Source organism: Pseudoalteromonas sp. N1230-9 (assembly GCF_032716425.1).
In the GTDB taxonomy this organism is placed as follows: domain Bacteria; phylum Pseudomonadota; class Gammaproteobacteria; order Enterobacterales; family Alteromonadaceae; genus Pseudoalteromonas.
In genome coordinates this window covers 2,688,092-2,705,388 of record NZ_CP090419.1, presented here as the reverse complement: position 1 = coordinate 2,705,388, position 17,297 = coordinate 2,688,092, and the positions used below count along the sequence as shown (strand labels likewise).

At 41.5% G+C, this 17,297-nt stretch carries 15 protein-coding genes; 13 read left to right on the top strand and 2 right to left on the bottom strand.

The features are described from left to right. Nucleotide 1 precedes the first annotated feature (1 nt). The 9 genes from LY624_RS12590 to pdxJ all read left to right on the top strand — a co-directional run bounded on the left by LY624_RS12590 (nucleotide 2) and on the right by pdxJ (nucleotide 7,941). Entirely contained in the window at nucleotides 2-628 is a 627-nt protein-coding gene (locus LY624_RS12590; RefSeq protein ID WP_062569655.1) for a sigma-E factor negative regulatory protein, read from the top strand. A gap of 4 nt (nucleotides 629-632) precedes the next feature. Then, nucleotides 633-1,589, top strand: coding sequence for a MucB/RseB C-terminal domain-containing protein (locus LY624_RS12585; protein ID WP_130150421.1), 957 nt, complete (start codon nucleotides 633-635; stop codon nucleotides 1,587-1,589). A gap of 3 nt (nucleotides 1,590-1,592) precedes the next feature. After that, entirely contained in the window at nucleotides 1,593-2,042 is a 450-nt protein-coding gene (locus tag LY624_RS12580) for a SoxR reducing system RseC family protein (protein ID WP_130150422.1), read from the top strand. A 70-nt stretch (nucleotides 2,043-2,112) separates the two neighbouring features. Next, nucleotides 2,113-3,900 (top strand): translation elongation factor 4, encoded by a 1,788-nt coding sequence (gene lepA, locus LY624_RS12575; protein ID WP_130150423.1) that lies wholly within the window; start codon nucleotides 2,113-2,115, stop codon nucleotides 3,898-3,900. A gap of 25 nt (nucleotides 3,901-3,925) precedes the next feature. Beyond that, the gene (lepB, locus tag LY624_RS12570) at nucleotides 3,926-4,861 is read left to right on the top strand and encodes a signal peptidase I (protein ID WP_341803112.1); all 936 of its coding nucleotides are present in this window, start codon (nucleotides 3,926-3,928) and stop codon (nucleotides 4,859-4,861) included. 2 nt (nucleotides 4,862-4,863) lie between these two features. Then, nucleotides 4,864-5,541 (top strand): ribonuclease III, encoded by a 678-nt coding sequence (gene rnc, locus LY624_RS12565; RefSeq protein WP_062569660.1) that lies wholly within the window; start codon nucleotides 4,864-4,866, stop codon nucleotides 5,539-5,541. After that, nucleotides 5,531-6,463, top strand: coding sequence for a GTPase Era (gene era / locus LY624_RS12560; protein ID WP_130150424.1), 933 nt, complete (start codon nucleotides 5,531-5,533; stop codon nucleotides 6,461-6,463). The genes rnc and era overlap by 11 nt, the downstream gene beginning before the upstream one ends. Nucleotides 6,464-6,479: 16 nt before the next feature. After that, entirely contained in the window at nucleotides 6,480-7,166 is a 687-nt protein-coding gene (gene recO / locus LY624_RS12555; protein ID WP_341803110.1) for a DNA repair protein RecO, read from the top strand. A 43-nt stretch (nucleotides 7,167-7,209) separates the two neighbouring features. After that, a complete protein-coding gene (pdxJ, locus tag LY624_RS12550) occupies nucleotides 7,210-7,941 on the top strand; it encodes a pyridoxine 5'-phosphate synthase (protein ID WP_341803109.1) in 732 nt (243 codons plus the stop codon). 57 nt (nucleotides 7,942-7,998) lie between these two features. On the opposite strand, the gene LY624_RS12545 is transcribed toward pdxJ, so the two are convergent. Next, nucleotides 7,999-8,325, bottom strand: a complete 327-nt coding sequence (locus LY624_RS12545) for a hypothetical protein (RefSeq protein ID WP_341803108.1) — start codon at nucleotides 8,323-8,325, stop codon at nucleotides 7,999-8,001. A 48-nt stretch (nucleotides 8,326-8,373) separates the two neighbouring features. Continuing rightward, nucleotides 8,374-11,142: a two-component sensor histidine kinase BarA gene (barA, locus tag LY624_RS12540; RefSeq protein WP_341804408.1), complete on the bottom strand. Its 2,769-nt coding sequence runs from the start codon at nucleotides 11,140-11,142 to the stop codon at nucleotides 8,374-8,376. Nucleotides 11,143-11,222: 80 nt separating this feature from the next. Between barA and rlmD the strand changes: the two genes are divergently transcribed. The 4 genes from rlmD (at nucleotide 11,223) to LY624_RS12520 (ending at nucleotide 17,297) form a co-directional block, all read left to right on the top strand. Next, nucleotides 11,223-12,548 (top strand): 23S rRNA (uracil(1939)-C(5))-methyltransferase RlmD, encoded by a 1,326-nt coding sequence (gene rlmD, locus LY624_RS12535; RefSeq protein ID WP_341803107.1) that lies wholly within the window; start codon nucleotides 11,223-11,225, stop codon nucleotides 12,546-12,548. A gap of 8 nt (nucleotides 12,549-12,556) precedes the next feature. Then, nucleotides 12,557-14,716: a GTP diphosphokinase gene (gene relA, locus LY624_RS12530; RefSeq protein ID WP_341803106.1), complete on the top strand. Its 2,160-nt coding sequence runs from the start codon at nucleotides 12,557-12,559 to the stop codon at nucleotides 14,714-14,716. After that, nucleotides 14,716-15,516, top strand: coding sequence for a nucleoside triphosphate pyrophosphohydrolase (gene mazG / locus LY624_RS12525; protein ID WP_341803105.1), 801 nt, complete (start codon nucleotides 14,716-14,718; stop codon nucleotides 15,514-15,516). Before relA ends, mazG begins: the two co-directional genes overlap by 1 nt. Nucleotides 15,517-15,662: 146 nt before the next feature. Continuing rightward, on the top strand, nucleotides 15,663-17,297 hold the full coding sequence (locus LY624_RS12520) for a CTP synthase (protein ID WP_062569668.1): 1,635 nt from the start codon (nucleotides 15,663-15,665) through the stop codon (nucleotides 17,295-17,297).

The following is a 17,297-nucleotide window of genomic DNA, read 5'->3' as shown; positions in this document are numbered from 1 at the left end:
TATGACAAAAGCAGACGTTAACAAGTTGGATAACGAGCAGCTATCCGCGTTACTTGACGGCGAACAGCAACTAACCGATGAAGCGATAACAAAAGACGATGTCGCGACATTTGGTCGTTATGCGATGATCGGTGATGCAATGCGTGCTGAGGCAAATAACAGCGCTTTTAACTTTGATATTGCCGACGCCGTTGCAGATGCACTTGAACACGAACCTGTCTATGCCGATTTCGCGAATAAAACAAATGCACCAAAAAGCGAAGAAATCGTGGCAGCAACAGGTACTGACAATGTTGTCGCATTTAACTGGCGCCGTCCATTTGCACAAGTTGCTATCGCAGCAAGCGTTGCAATGTTCGCGATAGTGGGCGTACAAACATTGCCGCAAAACAGTGAGTCACCTGAAAGTGACATTCCATTGCTACAAACAACCCCATTGACTGGCGTGGCATCACCGGTGAGCTACTCATCTGAACAGCCAGCGCTTGAAAATGCACAGCAAGGTTTGCGTGAGTTACAGCAGCAGCGAATTGGTGCACTTGTTCTAGAGCACCATAGACAAGCACGTGTTGCTTATTCATTAGAAAAGTCGCAAACTGAGGCCAAAGCCGAAGAGGAAAATCACTAATTTAATGAAAGTTATTACTTTTATTTTATCGCTGGTAATAAGTGCATCCGCTTTTGCCAGCGACGAAAACCCCGCCAAAGCATTATTATTAGATATGGCTAAAGCCGTTCATACCCGTAACTTTGATGCATCCTTTGTGGTCGTTAAAGGTCAAGCAATGGAGCCTTATCGCTGGTTACACGCAAAACAAGGTGATATTGAGCTTGAGCATTTAAGTTTATTGAATGGTGCTGGTCTTGAGATGGCTCGTGTGAACGATCAAGTTACTTATTTTGAGCCCCACTCAGAGCCTTACTCTGTCAAAACTGACTCAATTGCAGGACCTATTCCAGAGGTTTTGTTTAAAGATATTGAGCGTTTAAGTGCTCATTATGATTTCGTTCTTGGCGGAAAAGGCCGTATAGCTGGGCGTTCAGCGCAATTGGTTCGAATAGAATCAAAGGACGAATTTAAGTTTAATTACTGGATTTGGCTTGATACTGAGTCATCATTATTACTTAAATCTGCTTACGTTAACCACAAAGGCGAAATGTTGGAACAATTACAGCTTACTCATATCAGTGTGACGGAGCAGCCAGCTCCCTTATTGCTTGAGATGCAAAACCGTGACTTTCCAACTCCCTTACCAGTGAGTGAAATTGACAATGAAAGCACAGGTACGGCGGTTAATAATTGGAAGATAGGCTGGTTACCTGATGGATTTAAACTGTTAAAATCTGATCGCCATAAGCTTGATTTAAACAATGAGCTAACAGATTATTACTTGTATTCAGATGGCTTTGTTGAAGTCTCTGTATTTGTTCAAAGACCATTACCAGGTAAACGCCCCAGTGGTGCGCTTTCATCGGGTGCTACTACAGTTTATGTTCATAACAGTGGTAGCTTTGATGTGTCAGTTGTTGGTAATATTCCCGCTATGACAGCCAAAGCCATTGCAGAGTCGGTAGCGCGACCTCTTTAAACCATGATTGAACAAACACTCACTGTCGTGTCTGTAAAAGGCACGACAGCAAATTTAGAAGCAGAGCAAAAACAAGCCTGTGCAGGGTGCAATGGCCGTTGTGGCTCACAAGTCTTTGCCAAGTTATTTGGTACCGCTAAAAAAACATTCCCATATACATTCGATAATGAGCTAAAAGTAGGGCAAAAAGTGACCTTAGCATTGGATGATAGTCATTTAGTAAAACATGCAATGGCTGTGTATATGTTGCCACTATTACTTAGTTTAGGGTTCGCTTTAGCTGCTTTTGCAGTATTTTCGCTTGCTGAAGGGTGGCAAATTTTAGCGGCCTTGTTGGGGGGCTTAATTGGCTATGCAATAGCTAAATCAAGGGTTAAGAGCCTAAAACATGATATAAAAGTAATAAAAATTCACCCAATTACTATTCCTTTCACTCAAATAGATGGTGATTAAAGCCAATTAAATGTAAAATTGTCGCTTTATACACTTAGTCCATTTTATATAGAAGTTTAGAATCCAGTTTATGAAGCATATCCGTAATTTTTCGATCATCGCCCATATTGACCATGGTAAATCGACTCTCTCTGACCGTCTTATCCAAGTTTGTGGTGGTTTAACAGACCGTGAAATGCAGCAGCAGGTGTTAGACTCAATGGACATTGAGCGTGAGCGTGGTATTACCATCAAAGCGCAAAGTGTAACGCTAAATTATAAAGCGAAAGATGGCGAAACATACCAGTTAAACTTTATCGACACGCCAGGACACGTTGATTTCACATACGAAGTATCGCGTTCACTTGCAGCCTGTGAAGGTGCACTTTTAGTTGTTGATGCGGGTCAAGGTGTAGAAGCACAAACCTTAGCTAACTGTTACACAGCAATCGAAATGGACTTAGAAGTTATTCCAGTTCTAAACAAAATCGACTTACCGCAAGCTGATCCACTTCGCGTTGCTGAAGAAATCGAAGACATCATTGGTATCGATGCCCTAGATGCTGTGCAATGTAGTGCGAAAACTGGTATTGGTATTGAAGAAGTGTTAGAGGTTATCGTTAAAGATATTCCGCCACCAGAAGGTGACAAAGACAAGCCTCTACAAGCATTAATTATCGATTCATGGTTTGACCCATACCAAGGCGTTGTATCATTAGTACGTATTAAGCACGGTGAGCTGCGCGCAGGCGATAAAATTAAGATCATGTCGAATGACCAAGTTCACATTGCTGATAAAGTGGGTATTTTCACACCAAAGCAAACTAACACGGGCATCTTAAAAACCGGTGAAGTAGGCTTTGTAATTGCGGGTATTAAAGAAATCCACGGTGCACCAGTAGGTGATACCATTACTTTACAACGTAATTCTGCTCCAGAGCGCTTACCAGGCTTCCAGCGTATTAAACCACAGGTTTATGCGGGTATGTTCCCAATTTCATCTGATGACTATGAATCATTCCGTGATGCGCTTGATAAACTGAGCTTGAACGATGCGTCGTTGTTCTTTGAACCAGAGAACTCAACAGCGTTAGGTTTTGGTTTCCGTTGTGGCTTCTTAGGTATGCTACACATGGAAATCATCCAAGAGCGCCTTGAACGTGAATACGATATTGATCTTATTACCACGGCACCTACGGTAATCTACGAAGTAGAAACTAAAGACGGCGTTAAGCAGATTGATAACCCATCGGATCTTCCTCCGGTAAATAATATTCTTGAGATCCGTGAGCCAATTGTTGAAGCTAACATATTAGTTCCACAAGAATTTTTAGGTAACGTAATTACGCTTTGTGTTGAAAAGCGCGGCGTACAAACTAAAATGAACTACCATGGTAAGCAAGTGGCGGTAACGTACGAATTACCAATGGCTGAAGTAGTCATGGACTTCTTCGATAAGTTAAAATCAACAAGCCGTGGTTTTGCGTCACTTGATTATAACTTTAAGCACTTCCAAGCGTCAGACATGGTACGTGTGGACGTACTAATTAATGGTGAACGTGTCGATGCATTAGCCATAATCGTACACCGTGATATCGCACAATCACGTGGTCGCCTATTAGCTGAGGCACTGAAAGATCTGATTCCACGTCAACAGTTTGATATTGCAATTCAAGCGGCAATTGGTCAGCATGTTATTGCGCGTACGACTGTTAAACAGTTACGTAAAAACGTAATTGCAAAGTGTTACGGTGGTGACGTAAGCCGTAAGAAAAAGCTTCTACAGAAGCAAAAAGAAGGTAAAAAGCGAATGAAGCAACTAGGTAACGTCGAAGTGCCGCAAGATGCGTTCTTAGCTATCCTTAAAGTTGGTAAATAATAGAAGTTAATAAAGGAATTAATGCATGGCGGGTTATTTTTCGATTTTTTTAGTGTTGTTAACGCTTGGCTCAGGGCTAATCTGGTTAATTGACCATTTTATGTTTGCACCAAAGCGTCAACAACGCATCGCCCTTGCTCAAAATGCGTCGGGCGGTAAGCTAGACGAAGAAACTGCCGCATTAATTGCGCCAGAACCAAGTATTACTGAAACGGCAAAATCAATCTTCCCGATGATCGCCGCAATTACAATTTTTCGTTCATTTATTTTTGAGCCGTTTCAGATACCATCAGGTTCGATGATGCCAACGCTATTGGTTGGTGACTTTATATTGGTTCAGAAGTACTCATATGGTATTAAAGATCCAGTATGGCGCACTCAACTCGTTGATGTTGATGAGCCAGAGCGTGGTGATATAGTTGTATTTAAATATCCTTTGGATGAACGTGTTGATTATATTAAACGCGCTGTTGGTTTACCTGGGGATAAAATAGTTTATCGCAATAAGCACCTTTATATCCAACCTAAGTGTGAGGATGGAGCAACGCAGCAAGGTGAGTTGTTGTGTAATGAATACAATAAAATTGATATGGAAATTCTCAATAGTGACGAATTCAAGCAAGGGTCTATGAATTTAGTTCGCTTAGATGAAAATCTAGGCACAGTGAATCATAACATCTTGATTAACCCAGAAGCGCTTGAAATGAAAGGCCGTTATTATCAACAACCAGGTACACGCTCAGATGAGTGGGTTGTTCCTGCTGATCATTACTTTATGATGGGTGATAATCGTGATAACAGCCAAGACAGTCGCTTTTGGGGCTTTGTGCCAAAAGAAAACCTGGTAGGTAAAGCCGTCTTTATATGGATGAGTTTTGAATTTGAAAATGGCCCAGATGACTTCTTACCAAGCTGGGTTCCAACTGGTGTTCGTTTTGAACGCCTAGGTAATATTCAGTAACGATGAAAAAAAACGTAACAGAGTTATACAAAAAAATAGGTTATACATTCACTGATCAAGCCTTGCTTGAACAGGCAATGACGCACCGTAGCCACAAAGGTCAACATAACGAACGCTTAGAGTTTTTAGGTGATTCTATATTGAGCTTTGTGATTGCGAATGCGCTTTACAGCAAATTCCCTAAAGCGCGAGAAGGTGACTTAAGTCGCATGCGCTCAACCTTAGTGCGTGGTCAAACACTGGCTGAATTTGGCCTTGAGTTTGGCTTAGGTGATTACTTGCGTTTGGGCCCTGGTGAGCTTAAAAGCGGTGGTTTTCGCCGTGAGTCGACTTTAGCCGACGCAGTCGAGGCCATTATTGGTGCCGTGTTCCTTGATTCAAACATTGAACAATGTGGTGAGTTGATTTTAAGCTGGTATGAATCGCGACTTGATGCAATTTCACCGGGGTTAAATCAGAAAGATCCAAAGACATTACTTCAAGAATACTTACAAGCGCGCAAGTTATCGTTACCAGGCTACACTGTTATTGATACAAAAGGTCAAGCGCACAATCAAACATTCACGGTTGAATGTATTGTTGAAGGGATGGATAGCATTATCTCAGTAGGTAGCTCGCGTCGTAAAGCGGAGCAAAAAGCTGCTGAAAAAGCCTTAAAGATACTTAAAAATGAATCTTGATGATTTAATTAGCAAAGAGCCTGCAGAGCTTGATACGCACTGCGGGATGATTGCCATTGTTGGCCGTCCAAATGTGGGTAAATCAACTTTACTTAACTACATTGTTGAGCAAAAGGTGAGTATTACCTCGCGTAAACCACAAACCACACGTCATCGTATTATGGGTATTCATACAGAAGGCAAATACCAAGCCGTGTATGTAGATACGCCAGGCTTACACGTTGACGAAAAACGTGCCATTAACCGTTTAATGAATCGTGCAGCATCAAGCTCAATTGGTGATGTGGAGCTGATCATTTTCGTGGTTGAAGGTACACACTGGAATGATGACGATGAGATGGTACTTAATAAAGTACGTCAAAGCGGTCGCCCGGTGTTATTGGTTATGAATAAAATTGACCAAGTAAAAGATCGTGATTTAGTACTGCCGCATATGCAGTTTTTGGGCGGTAAATTTGACTTCGTTGGTATCATGCCTGTCTCTGCAAAGCAGGGAAAAAATATTGAACTCATCAAAGATGAAGTGAAAAAGCGCTTACCGCTTTGTGAATTTTATTTCCCTGAAGACTATGTCACAGACCGTTCAATGCGCTTTATGGCGGCAGAAGTGATCCGTGAAAAGCTGATGCGTTTTATGGGTGATGAGCTTCCATATTCAGTGACTGTTGAAATCGAGCAATTTAAATGGCAAGAAAACGGTGTTTGGCAAATTAATGGTCTGATCCTCGTTGAGCGTGAAACGCAAAAGCGCATGGTCATTGGCAATAAAGGCGAAAAGCTTAAAGTGATTGGCCGTGAAGCTCGTAAGGACCTTGAAGACATGCTTGATAATAAAGTGTTCTTAGAGCTTTGGGTAAAAGTGAAATCAGGCTGGGCTGACGATGAGCGTGCACTACGTAGCCTTGGCTATGGTGAAGATTAAGTAAAGTCTACACGCCATGGATAGCGAATTCTACACAGCATACTTGCTGCATCGACGTCCTTTTAGTGACTCGCAAGTCATGCTAGATATGCTGGTAGAAGGCGTTGGTCAGCTCAGAATGCTGGCTCGTATTAGTGGCCGCTTGGCCACTAAACATAAAGCACAACTGCAACCCTTCCAATCACTGCTGGTTAAGTACAGCGGCAAATCAGATTTAAAATACATTAATCACTTTGAACCCCATGACGGCCAAACTATGCTGACTGGCACCGAGCTCTATTGCGGTTTCTATTTGAACGAATTAACTAATCGTATCGTACCAATCAATGAGCCGATGGAAAGTGTTTATCATCTTTATAAGCAGCATTTAGACGAGTTATCGACAACTAAAAACCTACAAGCTGTGCTGCGCTCATACGAGTTTCAGTTACTTGAAATGCTTGGTTATGGCGTTGATTTCAGTGTGGATGCGCAAGGGGATGAAATTAACGATGCAGCAAATTACCAGTATTTTGCTGAATACGGCTTTTTGTTGCATGACGACCCCCACAGTGGCTTTTCTGGAAAGCAATTAAATGCTATTGCTGCCCATGACTTTAGCGCGCCAGATGTGTTATATATGGCAAAGCAATTAAGCCGATATCTACTTAAGCCTTTACTTGGCAAAAAGCCATTAAAAAGCCGTGAGTTATTTATTAAATAGGCTGAAACTCAGCCATGAATCGTTGTTTTAAACAGGTAAAAAAATGAAAGATATTCTTCTTGGTGTAAACGTTGATCATATTGCCACTTTACGTCAAGCGCGTGGCACAAGCTACCCAGATCCAGCCCATGCGGCCGCGGTTGCTGAACATGCAGGTGCAGATGGCATTACCATTCATTTACGTGAAGACCGTCGTCATATTCAAGATCGTGACGTGTATGTAATGGCAAAAACGATTCAAACACGTATGAACCTTGAAATTGCCGTAACTGATGAAATGATTGATATTGCCCTTGAAGTGAAACCAGCTTATGTGTGTTTGGTGCCGGAAAAGCGTGAAGAGCTTACTACCGAAGGCGGCCTTGACGTAGTGGCTAACTTTGAAAAAGTAAAAACAGCGACAGAAAAACTAACAGCAGCGGGTATTAAGGTGTCGTTATTCATTGATGCCGACAACGCGCAACTTGATGCTGCAAAAGCCTGTAATGCGCCTTATGTTGAAATTCATACCGGTGCTTATGCTGATGCAGAAAATGACCAAGCGCTTCACACAGAGCTTGAGCGCATTCGTAGTGGCGTACAATATGCCGACAGCCTTGGCTTAATCGTCAATGCGGGTCATGGCCTTCATTACCACAACGTAAAACCGATTGCAGCAATGCCAGAAATCTACGAGTTGAACATTGGTCATGCAATTATTGCTCGTGCAGCAATTGATGGTTTAGAAAAAGCAGTGAGCGATATGAAGCGTTTAATGATTGAGGCGCGTTTATAATTGAGCTTTAGTCACTGAGTTTTAAAACGCGGAGCATGTTAAAACTGCTCCGCGTTTTTATTTGAGCAAATAAATGATCAACTGTGCAAGCACTGATGATAACAAGGGAGAAAGACATAGCAGGGTGGTTAAATACTGGTGCTTTTTCTTATAGTTCTGCAATACTTCGTCACCCAATGTCGATAGCTCTCCCTTTCTAATTGAATGAAAAATAATGGAGTTTGGTTTCTCCTTCGTTAACCTTGCTTTATTGTTATAGTCTTGCCATTGCTGTGTGTAGTTAGTCTTTACGTAATTATTAGCGACTTTGCTTAGCTTAGTATAAAGATGAAAAAACCAAGCGAGCGAAATCGCACTAAAGACGATCAGTAAAACAAAATACACAACAGGTTCCTTATAAAATTCACATTTAGAGCATACAGCCGCATGCTGTTATCCTTGCTGAACCGTCATTCCTGCATCATTTAACAAGTTATTTAGCTCATCAATCAACTCAAATAACTCAGGCTCAATGTAATTTAGGTCACAATCACTTTTAAGTGAGGTTTCTAGTGTTTCGGCAAGTGATTTTAGCTTAGGTACACCGGTGTAGCAGCATGCACCATGGAACTTATGAACAATGCTAAGTACATGTTCACAGTCTTCTTTTTCAATTGCTTCATTAAGAAGACGCAGAGTTTCCGGCACACTGAGTAGCAGCATATTAAGCATTTCAAGTGCGAGCTCTTCTTTGCCACCTGCACGTTGTAGCGCGAGCTGCCAATCTAGGCGTATACTTTCAAAAGGAGGCTCCGATTGAGCTGTAACTGCTTTGCTCCGTTCTCTATTAATAGGCGACTGCGGACTGTGATCGCTGATTATTTGTTTTAACATGTCTTCATCAATTGGCTTAGTTAAATAACCTTTAAAGCCATCTTTGAGAAGTTGCTCTTTTTCACCGCTCAAAGCATGCGCTGTGACAGCAATGATTGGGGTATCTTCATTGAGTGAAGATTCACGAATAAGTTTGCATGCTGTAATACCATCCATAATAGGCATTTGGATGTCCATAAATATTAAGTCGTACTTATGGCTTTTACTCAAGCTATAAGCTTGCGAACCGTTATGTGCTGTATCTATAAGTTCTATTTGCTCTTCAAGCAGGGTACAAATAAGTTTTAAGTTAGCGTCGTTATCGTCAACAACCAGTACTTTTAGCGGCAATAACTTTTCATCACCTTGTTCGATATTATGCACAGGGTGATCAAGCCGGTAAGGTGCAGCAAGCACTTCACATAGCTTACGGTGATTAAGCGGCTTACTTAAACAGGCGTCAGCACCGCTACCAACAAAAGCCTCACGCATATTGTGAGATACAGTATTGAGCATAATGTATAAGTAGTCGGTTACAGGGCGTACAGCCTTTACATAACTCTTAAGTTGCTGCATATCGTCAATCGTTGCTGTGTGGCCGATGATACAAATGTCGTAGCTAAAGTCCTTGTTGATTTCATTGAGAAAAGTTTCTTCATCGGTACAAGGCGTGACCTGTGTTTGCCATTCATTTAACAATGATAATGTTGCTTGGTGAGTATGCTCGTGAGGTTCTAAATAAAGAATACGCTTATTGATCAATGACTGTGTTGGTAAATCACTGGTAATCGAATTGCTTGGTGTTCTAAATACAGCATTAAATGTAAAACAGGTGCCATTCCCAGGTGCTGAGTTTAAGGTTATTCGACCATTCATGGCTTCAACAATGTGTTTAGTAATAATTAAACCAAGGCCTGTGCCGCCAAACTTACGCGTAATACTTGAATCAGCTTGGCCAAATGGGGTGAATAGGGCGTCTTGTTTATCCATTGGAATGCCCACCCCTGTATCGGTGACTGATACCAAGATAGATGCGCGTTCTTCATCTAATAAACGATGACCAACATCCACTTTTATAGAACCTTTTTCGGTGAATTTTATAGCGTTGCTTAAAAGGTTAATCAAAACTTGTTTAAAGCGTGTTGGGTCGCCGGTGAGGTTATCAGGCACATGCGGATGGATAAATATTGATAACTCTAGCTGCTTTTCATGGGCACTAGGCGCTAGTAAGGTCAGCACCTCATTAATTGTATCGCGAAGTTGAAATTGCATTGATTCCAACTCCATCGCACCCGCTTCTAACTTAGAGAAATCTAAAATATCACTGATAATCGTCATTAAGCTATTTGCAGAAAGCTCTATGGTATCTAAGTAATCTTTTTGATGCTTATTTAGCGGTGTTTTGTATAACTGGCGAGTAAAGCCAATTACCCCATTTAGAGGGGTTCTGAGTTCATGACTCATTTTTGCTAAAAAGTCAGACTTAACACGGTTAGCATCTTGTGCGTCTTTTTTAGCAATACTTAACTGAATATTTTGTGTTTCATATTGTTCAAGGGTTTCGCGGTAATCAGAGGTTGCTTGGTCAATATGCTTTTGCATTTCGTCTCGTTGCATCACCATGGTGTGCGAAATAGTATTGAGCCCTTCTCGAAGTAGTTCAAATTCGCCAAACATTTTCTTGTCGAGGCCGGTATCAACTTTACCTTCAATCAACTTATCGGTAGCGAGTACTAACTTATTAAGAGGCTGAACAAACATGCGAGTTAGCCTAAATGCTAAAATTGTGGCAAGTACCAAGGCTAAAATAATAACAATTCCACTTACAAGTAGTGCGCGTTGCTGGCCGATAATTGCTTGCTGCTTGTTAAGCATAATGACGACAGTGCCAAGTGATGCTTGGTAACTATGATGATTCCAAATCATATCTTGGCGACTATGATTAATAATAGCCGTTGAGAAGGTTAAATAATGCTTAGAGCTTTTGACATTGATACCCTCAAGTGCTGCCGAGTTGTTTGTATCGATATCTTTAAATTCATTTTGATACTTACTAAAAATAACCAGTTCGTTATTTTCATCAAATATGGCGATCGACTGTATAGCAGGTGCGTGTTTGTTATGGGTATGACTTACCAAGCGTGTAAGTAAAGTTTTATTACGCTTTAGCAGAGGTTGCTCTACGGCAATGGCAAGTGGCTCGATAATTGTTACACCTTGTTGATATAAAATTTCATCGAGCTCAATGTAACGATTTATTGTAAAATAACCGCCCAGCAACAAGCCTATGATTACAGTCGGTATCAAGGTTAGGGTTAAGACTGAATCACGTAAGCCAAATTTAGTCATAAAATAGGTTGTTGTCATTATTATCGTTGTTTAAGAGTATATACTTACTCCCGCTTTATCAATAATTAAGGTGTTGTCCGATGGCACAGATTTTCAAAGCCAAGAAGAAATCCGTTTCACAAAAAATGATCACGTTATCGGTTACAGCAATGGATCATCAAGGGCGTGGGGTTGCAAAACATAATAATAAAGTGTGTTTTGTAAATGGTGCGCTGCCAAGTGAAGAGGTTAAAGCGCAACTTGTTGAAGACAAAGCTCGTTTTGCCAGCGCAGATTGTAAAAAAGTGCTTCATGCATCTGAATATCGAGTTAAACCATTTTGTGAACATTATCAGGTGTGTGGGGGATGTCAGTTACAGCACTTAGATGCTTCTCAACAATTAGTTGAGAAGCAAGCTGCTGTGAGTCAGCTGTTTGCGAAGTTTGCTAAGGTCACTAGCTTAAACTGGGAAAAGCCACTGACCAGTGATATGCAGCATTACAGGCGTTCGGCTCGCATTGCTGTAATGCATGATAAAGCAGCTAAAAAAATGCGTGTAGGTTATCGTGCACAAGGCTCGAAGCAACTGGTGAGTATTAATCAATGTGATGTGTTAACTAGCACATTTAGTGATTTATTTACCCTATTTGATTTACTTATCAATACGCACAAAGGCTTACAAAGTATAACTCACTTACAATTGTGTGAGGCTGATAATGCTGCTTTTGTGGTTATCCGACATACAAAACCAATAAGTGAAGAGCTTAAGTCATTAGTTGCTCAAGCTTGCCAAGAACAACAATGGTTAATTGTTTGGCAATCAGAAAGTGGGCAGATTGATCAGTCACACTATCCGGTGCCGTACTACACTATACCTAAATATGATTTAACCTTTGAATTTGGCCTTGAAAACTTTATTCAAGTTAATCCACAAGTGAATCAAGCTATGCTTAATCAAGCAAAAGAGTGGTTAGATTTGCAAGGTCATGAACAAGTGTTGGATTTGTTTTGTGGAATCGGTAATTTTTCATTACTGCTTGCAAAGTATGCAAAACACGTTATTGGTGTCGAAGGAGTAGATTCTGCGGTTGCATTAGCGAAACAAAATGCGCACACTAACTCATTATCGAATACTGATTTTTACTGCTTTGATTTAACTCAATCGATGCAATCTGCTGCTTGGTTTAGTGCTGAACTTGATGTGTTAGTACTTGACCCATCACGCACAGGTGCGATGGCTATTTTAGAGCAATTACCGCTTACTCAGTTTAAAACGATTTTATATGTCTCTTGTGATCCTGTTACTTTAGCCCGTGACAGTGCAATTATGTTACAAGCAGGCTTTAGCATTAAAAAAATTGGGCTTATGAATATGTTTCCACATACGGGGCATATCGAAACAATGGCGTTATTTCATAGGAGGTAAAGCGCACTATGGTAGCTACTAGACAATCACATCAGCTTACAAAGCAGAGTGATTTTGCCAGCCGTATCGAGCTGTTAGCGCTAACAGAAGACAAAACTACCTTATTAGAACAGGCTCATGAGCTGTGCCTACATTGTGACGATACGAAACGTCAGAATACCGCCATTGAAATGGTGGAGATTTTAGCTGAACTGAATTTAGATGCGGACTCATTGGCTACGGCATTTTTAACGCCTTACTTCTTAGCTGAAAAAATTTCGATTGAGACAGTCACAGAAAAGCTAGGTAATCACGTTGCGTTATTACTTACAGGCGTAAGCCAAATGGCGACGATCAGTACCTTGGCTCACCAAGGCAAGGGCACTGTGCAAATCGACAATATCCGCCGTATGTTGTTAGCCATGGTTGAAGATGTGCGTGCCGTGGTAATTAAGTTAGCGGAACAAGTATGCCACTTACGTGATGTAAAAGACGCCAGTGAAGAAGAGCGTGTCATTGCCGCTAAGGAAACACGCGATATCTTTGCGCCTCTTGCTAACCGCTTAGGAATTGGTCAGCTTAAATGGGAGCTTGAAGATCTTTCGTTCCGTTACCTGCACCCAGACACCTATAAAAACATCGCAAAACAGCTTGATGATAAGCGCCTTGCTCGTGAAGCTTACATGGAAAACATGGTTGCTTTAGTAAAATCACGCTTGGCTGAAGCGGGTATTGAAGGTGAAGTATATGGTCGACCTAAACATATCTACAGTATTTACAAAAAAATGGCGCAAAAGAACTACGAGTTTGATCAGTTGTTTGATATTCGTGCCATGCGGATTGTGGTAGAGCGGCTACAGGATTGTTACGCAGCATTAGGTATCGTGCATACTAATTGGCGCCATTTAAATAAAGAATTTGACGATTATATTGCAACGCCAAAACAAAATGGCTATCAGTCAATTCATACCGTGGTATTTGGCCCTGAAGGCAAAACTGTTGAAATTCAAATTCGCACAAGCGAAATGCATCAAGATGCCGAGTTGGGTGTGGCTGCGCATTGGATGTATAAAGAAGGTGCATTGCCTGGACGTGGTTCGGGCTACGAGCAAAAAATTAGTTGGTTACGTAAATTACTACAATGGCAAGAAGAGGTTGTTGATGGTAGTGACTTAGCTGAAGAGCTTAAAAACCAAGTAGTTGAAGACCGTGTTTATGTGTTCACGCCAAAAGGTGACATTTTCGATTTACCACTGGGTGCAACACCGCTTGATTTTGCTTACTACATTCATTCAAATGTGGGACATCGCTGTATAGGTGCTAAAATTTTCGGCAAAATAGTGCCGTTTACCCATCAGCTTAGCACCGGCGATCAAGTTGAAATTTTAACGCAAAAACAAGCTAATCCAAGTCGAGACTGGTTAAATCCATCCCTAGGTTATATTAAGTCGTCACGCGCTCGCTCAAAAATACATCATTGGTTTAAACAGCTTGATCGCGATAAAAATTTAAGTGCAGGTAAAGAAATTCTTGAAACTGAGCTGCAAAAACTGGAGCTGACAACAAAAGATTTAACCCCTGCAATTGAGCGTTTTAATTTGCGTGGCCTAGATGACTTAATGGTGGCCGTTGGCGCTGGGGATGTGCGTCTTAATCAACTTCTCAACTTTATCAGTGATCGTGATGACGATGAGCCACAAATAAAACTCAAAAAGCCAAAAAGTGTTAATGGTGATAAAAACGGCATTGTGGTGGATGGCGTCGGTAGCTTAATGAGTCACGTTGCTAAGTGCTGCCGACCAGTACCTGGTGATGAAATCATCGGTTACATTACTCAAGGCCGTGGTATTGCCGTACACCGTGAAGACTGTGATTCATTTAATAAACTAAAAGAGAAACACCCAGAGCGAGTGATTTCTGTGAGTTGGTCTGATGATGTTAACGGCTCATATGCGTTGACGATTAAAGTTGAAGCAACCGATAGATCAGGACTTATAAGAGACATTAGTTCTGTGCTTGCGAATGAAAAAGTGAATGTGCTCAATATGAATGTCAACACCGTTGAAGATAAGCAATTAGCGTTATTCTCAATGCAAGTTGAAGTGCACGACTTATCGAGCACAAACCGCTTATTGTCTAAATTACATCAAATTGAAGGTGTGCATGATGCAAAGCGTGGACACGCATAATGTCAAATAAACAGATTATTGAGCAGTCATTAGCGATAATGGAAAAACTACGGGACCCAGAATCTGGGTGCCCGTGGGATTTAAAACAAGACTTTAAATCAATAGTGCCGCACACCCTTGAAGAAGCTTACGAAGTTGCAGACTGCATTGAAAAAGGTGAGCTTAGCGAGCTTAAAAGTGAGCTTGGTGATTTACTGTTTCAAGTCATTTTTTATGCGCAACTTGCTAAAGAGCAGGGCTTATTTGATTTTGCCGATGTGGCAAATACGCTTAATGAGAAATTAGTCCGTCGTCATCCACATGTCTTTGCAGAGCAAAGTGAGCTGACCGACGCTGAACTTTCGACGCAGTGGCAGGCCATTAAAGCTCAGGAGCGAGCAGAAAAAACAGCTTCACCGCAAATGAGTCTTTGGCAAGATATTCCAGATGCTATGCCTGGGCTTTCTAAAGCAAAAAAAATTCAACAACGCGTGGCGAGCTTAGGGTTTGATTGGCCAAGTTATCATGGTGCGTTAGATAAAGTTGCTGAAGAAATTGATGAAGTTAAAGAAGCCCTTGAACAGGACCCATATTCTGAGCACAGCGCAGAAGAGTTAGGTGATTTATTATTTGCAACGGTCAATGTTGCCCGTCATCTAAAACGCGATCCTGAGCAATTGCTTCGAAATGCCAATAGAAAGTTTACATCACGTTTTGAAAAAGTTGAGGCTTATTTAAGTACGCGAGGGCAAAGCCTAGAAACAGCAACACTAGAGCAAATGGATGAGGCGTGGGAAGCAATTAAACTGCCTACGAAGTAACATGCTTCGAAGTGGTTTTTCCCGCGCTCGTTTTTTGTGCACTAATTTGCTAATTTTATCTGGATTGATAGCAGTCCCTTTGCTATAATATCGCCCCGTCTTGATTCTATATTATTCCTTTTAATTCCTGATATTCTAGGGTTCGCATGAGTACAAAATTTATCTTCGTTACTGGCGGGGTTGTTTCTTCGTTGGGTAAAGGTATTGCAGCAGCGTCATTAGCCGCTATTTTAGAAGCACGTGGTCTAAACGTGACTATTTTAAAGCTGGATCCTTATATCAACGTTGACCCAGGCACTATGAGCCCAATTCAGCACGGTGAAGTATATGTTACTGAAGACGGTGCAGAAACTGACCTTGATTTAGGTCACTATGAGCGTTTCATCCGTACCAAGATGACTAGCCGCAACAACTTCACACAAGGTCGTGTTTATGAAGATGTGCTACGACGTGAGCGTCGTGGTGAGTACCTTGGTGCAACTATTCAGGTTATCCCACACATCACAAACGATATTAAGCAACGTGTATACGACGGTGCAGAAGGTAGCGATGTCGCTATCGTTGAAATCGGTGGTACAGTGGGTGACATTGAGTCACAACCGTTCTTAGAAGCAATTCGTCAGCTTGGCACTGAAATCGGCCGTGAGCGCGCATTGTTTATCCACCTGACGCTTGTGCCATTCTTAGGCCCTGCTGGTGAAGTGAAAACGAAACCAACGCAACATTCAGTTAAAGAGTTGCGTTCGATTGGTATTCAACCAGATATCTTAATCTGTCGTTCTGATCGTAAATTACCGAATAACGAGCGTGCAAAAATCGCACTTTTCACTAACGTTGAAGAAAAAGCGGTTATTTCATTACCTGACGTAGAAAGCATCTATAAGATCCCTGCGTTACTTAAGTCACAAGAACTTGATAACTTCGTATGTCGTCGTTTCTACCTTGAGTGCCCTGAAGCAGATTTATCTGAGTGGGAGCAAGTGTTATATCAAGAGTCTAACCCAACAGGTGAAGTGACAATTGGTATGGTAGGTAAATACATCGAACTACCAGATGCATATAAATCAGTAAACGAAGCATTAAAGCATGCGGGTCTTAAAAATCGCTTAACGGTGAACATCGAGTACGTTGATTCACAAGACTTAGAAAGCAAAGGGACTGAGTTACTGTCTCACCTTGACGCTATCTTAGTACCAGGTGGCTTCGGCGGCCGTGGTGTTGAAGGTAAGATTTTAGCGGCTAAATATGCACGTGAAAACAAAGTTCCTTATTTAGGCATTTGTTTAGGTATGCAAGTGGCGCTTATTGAATATGCGCGTAACGTTGCTGGCCTTGAAGGTGCAAACTCAACCGAGTTCAATGCTAAATCAGCACACCCTGTGGTTGGTTTAATCACTGAGTGGCAAGATGCTGACGGTAACGTTGAAATTCGTGATGAGCAATCTGACTTAGGTGGCACTATGCGTTTAGGTGCACAGAAGTGTCATTTAATCGCAGGTTCTAAAGTAAGTGAAGTATATGGTAGTGACGAAATTGTAGAACGTCACCGTCACCGTTACGAAGTAAACAACCACTATGTAGAGCAGCTTGAGAAAGCTGGTTTGAGTTTCACTGGTTTATCTGAAGATAAGAAACTAGTCGAAATCATCGAGAATAAAGATCACCCTTGGTTTATTGCCGCGCAATTCCACCCGGAATTCACGTCAACACCACGTGATGGTCACCCGCTGTTTGAAGGGTTTGTTGCAGCTGCACACACTCACCAAAAAGCGTCATCGTAA

What these genes read in the sequence shown, in the direction of transcription:
- LY624_RS12590 (WP_062569655.1), top strand. Translation starts at nt 2, where the DNA reads ATGACAAAAGCAGACGTTAACAAGTTGGATAACGAGCAGCTATCCGCG.
- LY624_RS12585 (WP_130150421.1), top strand. Translation starts at nt 633, where the DNA reads ATGAAAGTTATTACTTTTATTTTATCGCTGGTAATAAGTGCATCCGCT.
- LY624_RS12580 (WP_130150422.1), top strand. Translation starts at nt 1,593, where the DNA reads ATGATTGAACAAACACTCACTGTCGTGTCTGTAAAAGGCACGACAGCA.
- lepA (WP_130150423.1), top strand. Translation starts at nt 2,113, where the DNA reads ATGAAGCATATCCGTAATTTTTCGATCATCGCCCATATTGACCATGGT.
- lepB (WP_341803112.1), top strand. Translation starts at nt 3,926, where the DNA reads ATGGCGGGTTATTTTTCGATTTTTTTAGTGTTGTTAACGCTTGGCTCA.
- rnc (WP_062569660.1), top strand. Translation starts at nt 4,864, where the DNA reads ATGAAAAAAAACGTAACAGAGTTATACAAAAAAATAGGTTATACATTC.
- era (WP_130150424.1), top strand. Translation starts at nt 5,531, where the DNA reads ATGAATCTTGATGATTTAATTAGCAAAGAGCCTGCAGAGCTTGATACG.
- recO (WP_341803110.1), top strand. Translation starts at nt 6,480, where the DNA reads ATGGATAGCGAATTCTACACAGCATACTTGCTGCATCGACGTCCTTTT.
- pdxJ (WP_341803109.1), top strand. Translation starts at nt 7,210, where the DNA reads ATGAAAGATATTCTTCTTGGTGTAAACGTTGATCATATTGCCACTTTA.
- barA (WP_341804408.1), bottom strand. Translation starts at nt 11,142, where the DNA reads ATGACTAAATTTGGCTTACGTGATTCAGTCTTAACCCTAACCTTGATA.
- rlmD (WP_341803107.1), top strand. Translation starts at nt 11,223, where the DNA reads ATGGCACAGATTTTCAAAGCCAAGAAGAAATCCGTTTCACAAAAAATG.
- relA (WP_341803106.1), top strand. Translation starts at nt 12,557, where the DNA reads ATGGTAGCTACTAGACAATCACATCAGCTTACAAAGCAGAGTGATTTT.
- mazG (WP_341803105.1), top strand. Translation starts at nt 14,716, where the DNA reads ATGTCAAATAAACAGATTATTGAGCAGTCATTAGCGATAATGGAAAAA.
- LY624_RS12520 (WP_062569668.1), top strand. Translation starts at nt 15,663, where the DNA reads ATGAGTACAAAATTTATCTTCGTTACTGGCGGGGTTGTTTCTTCGTTG.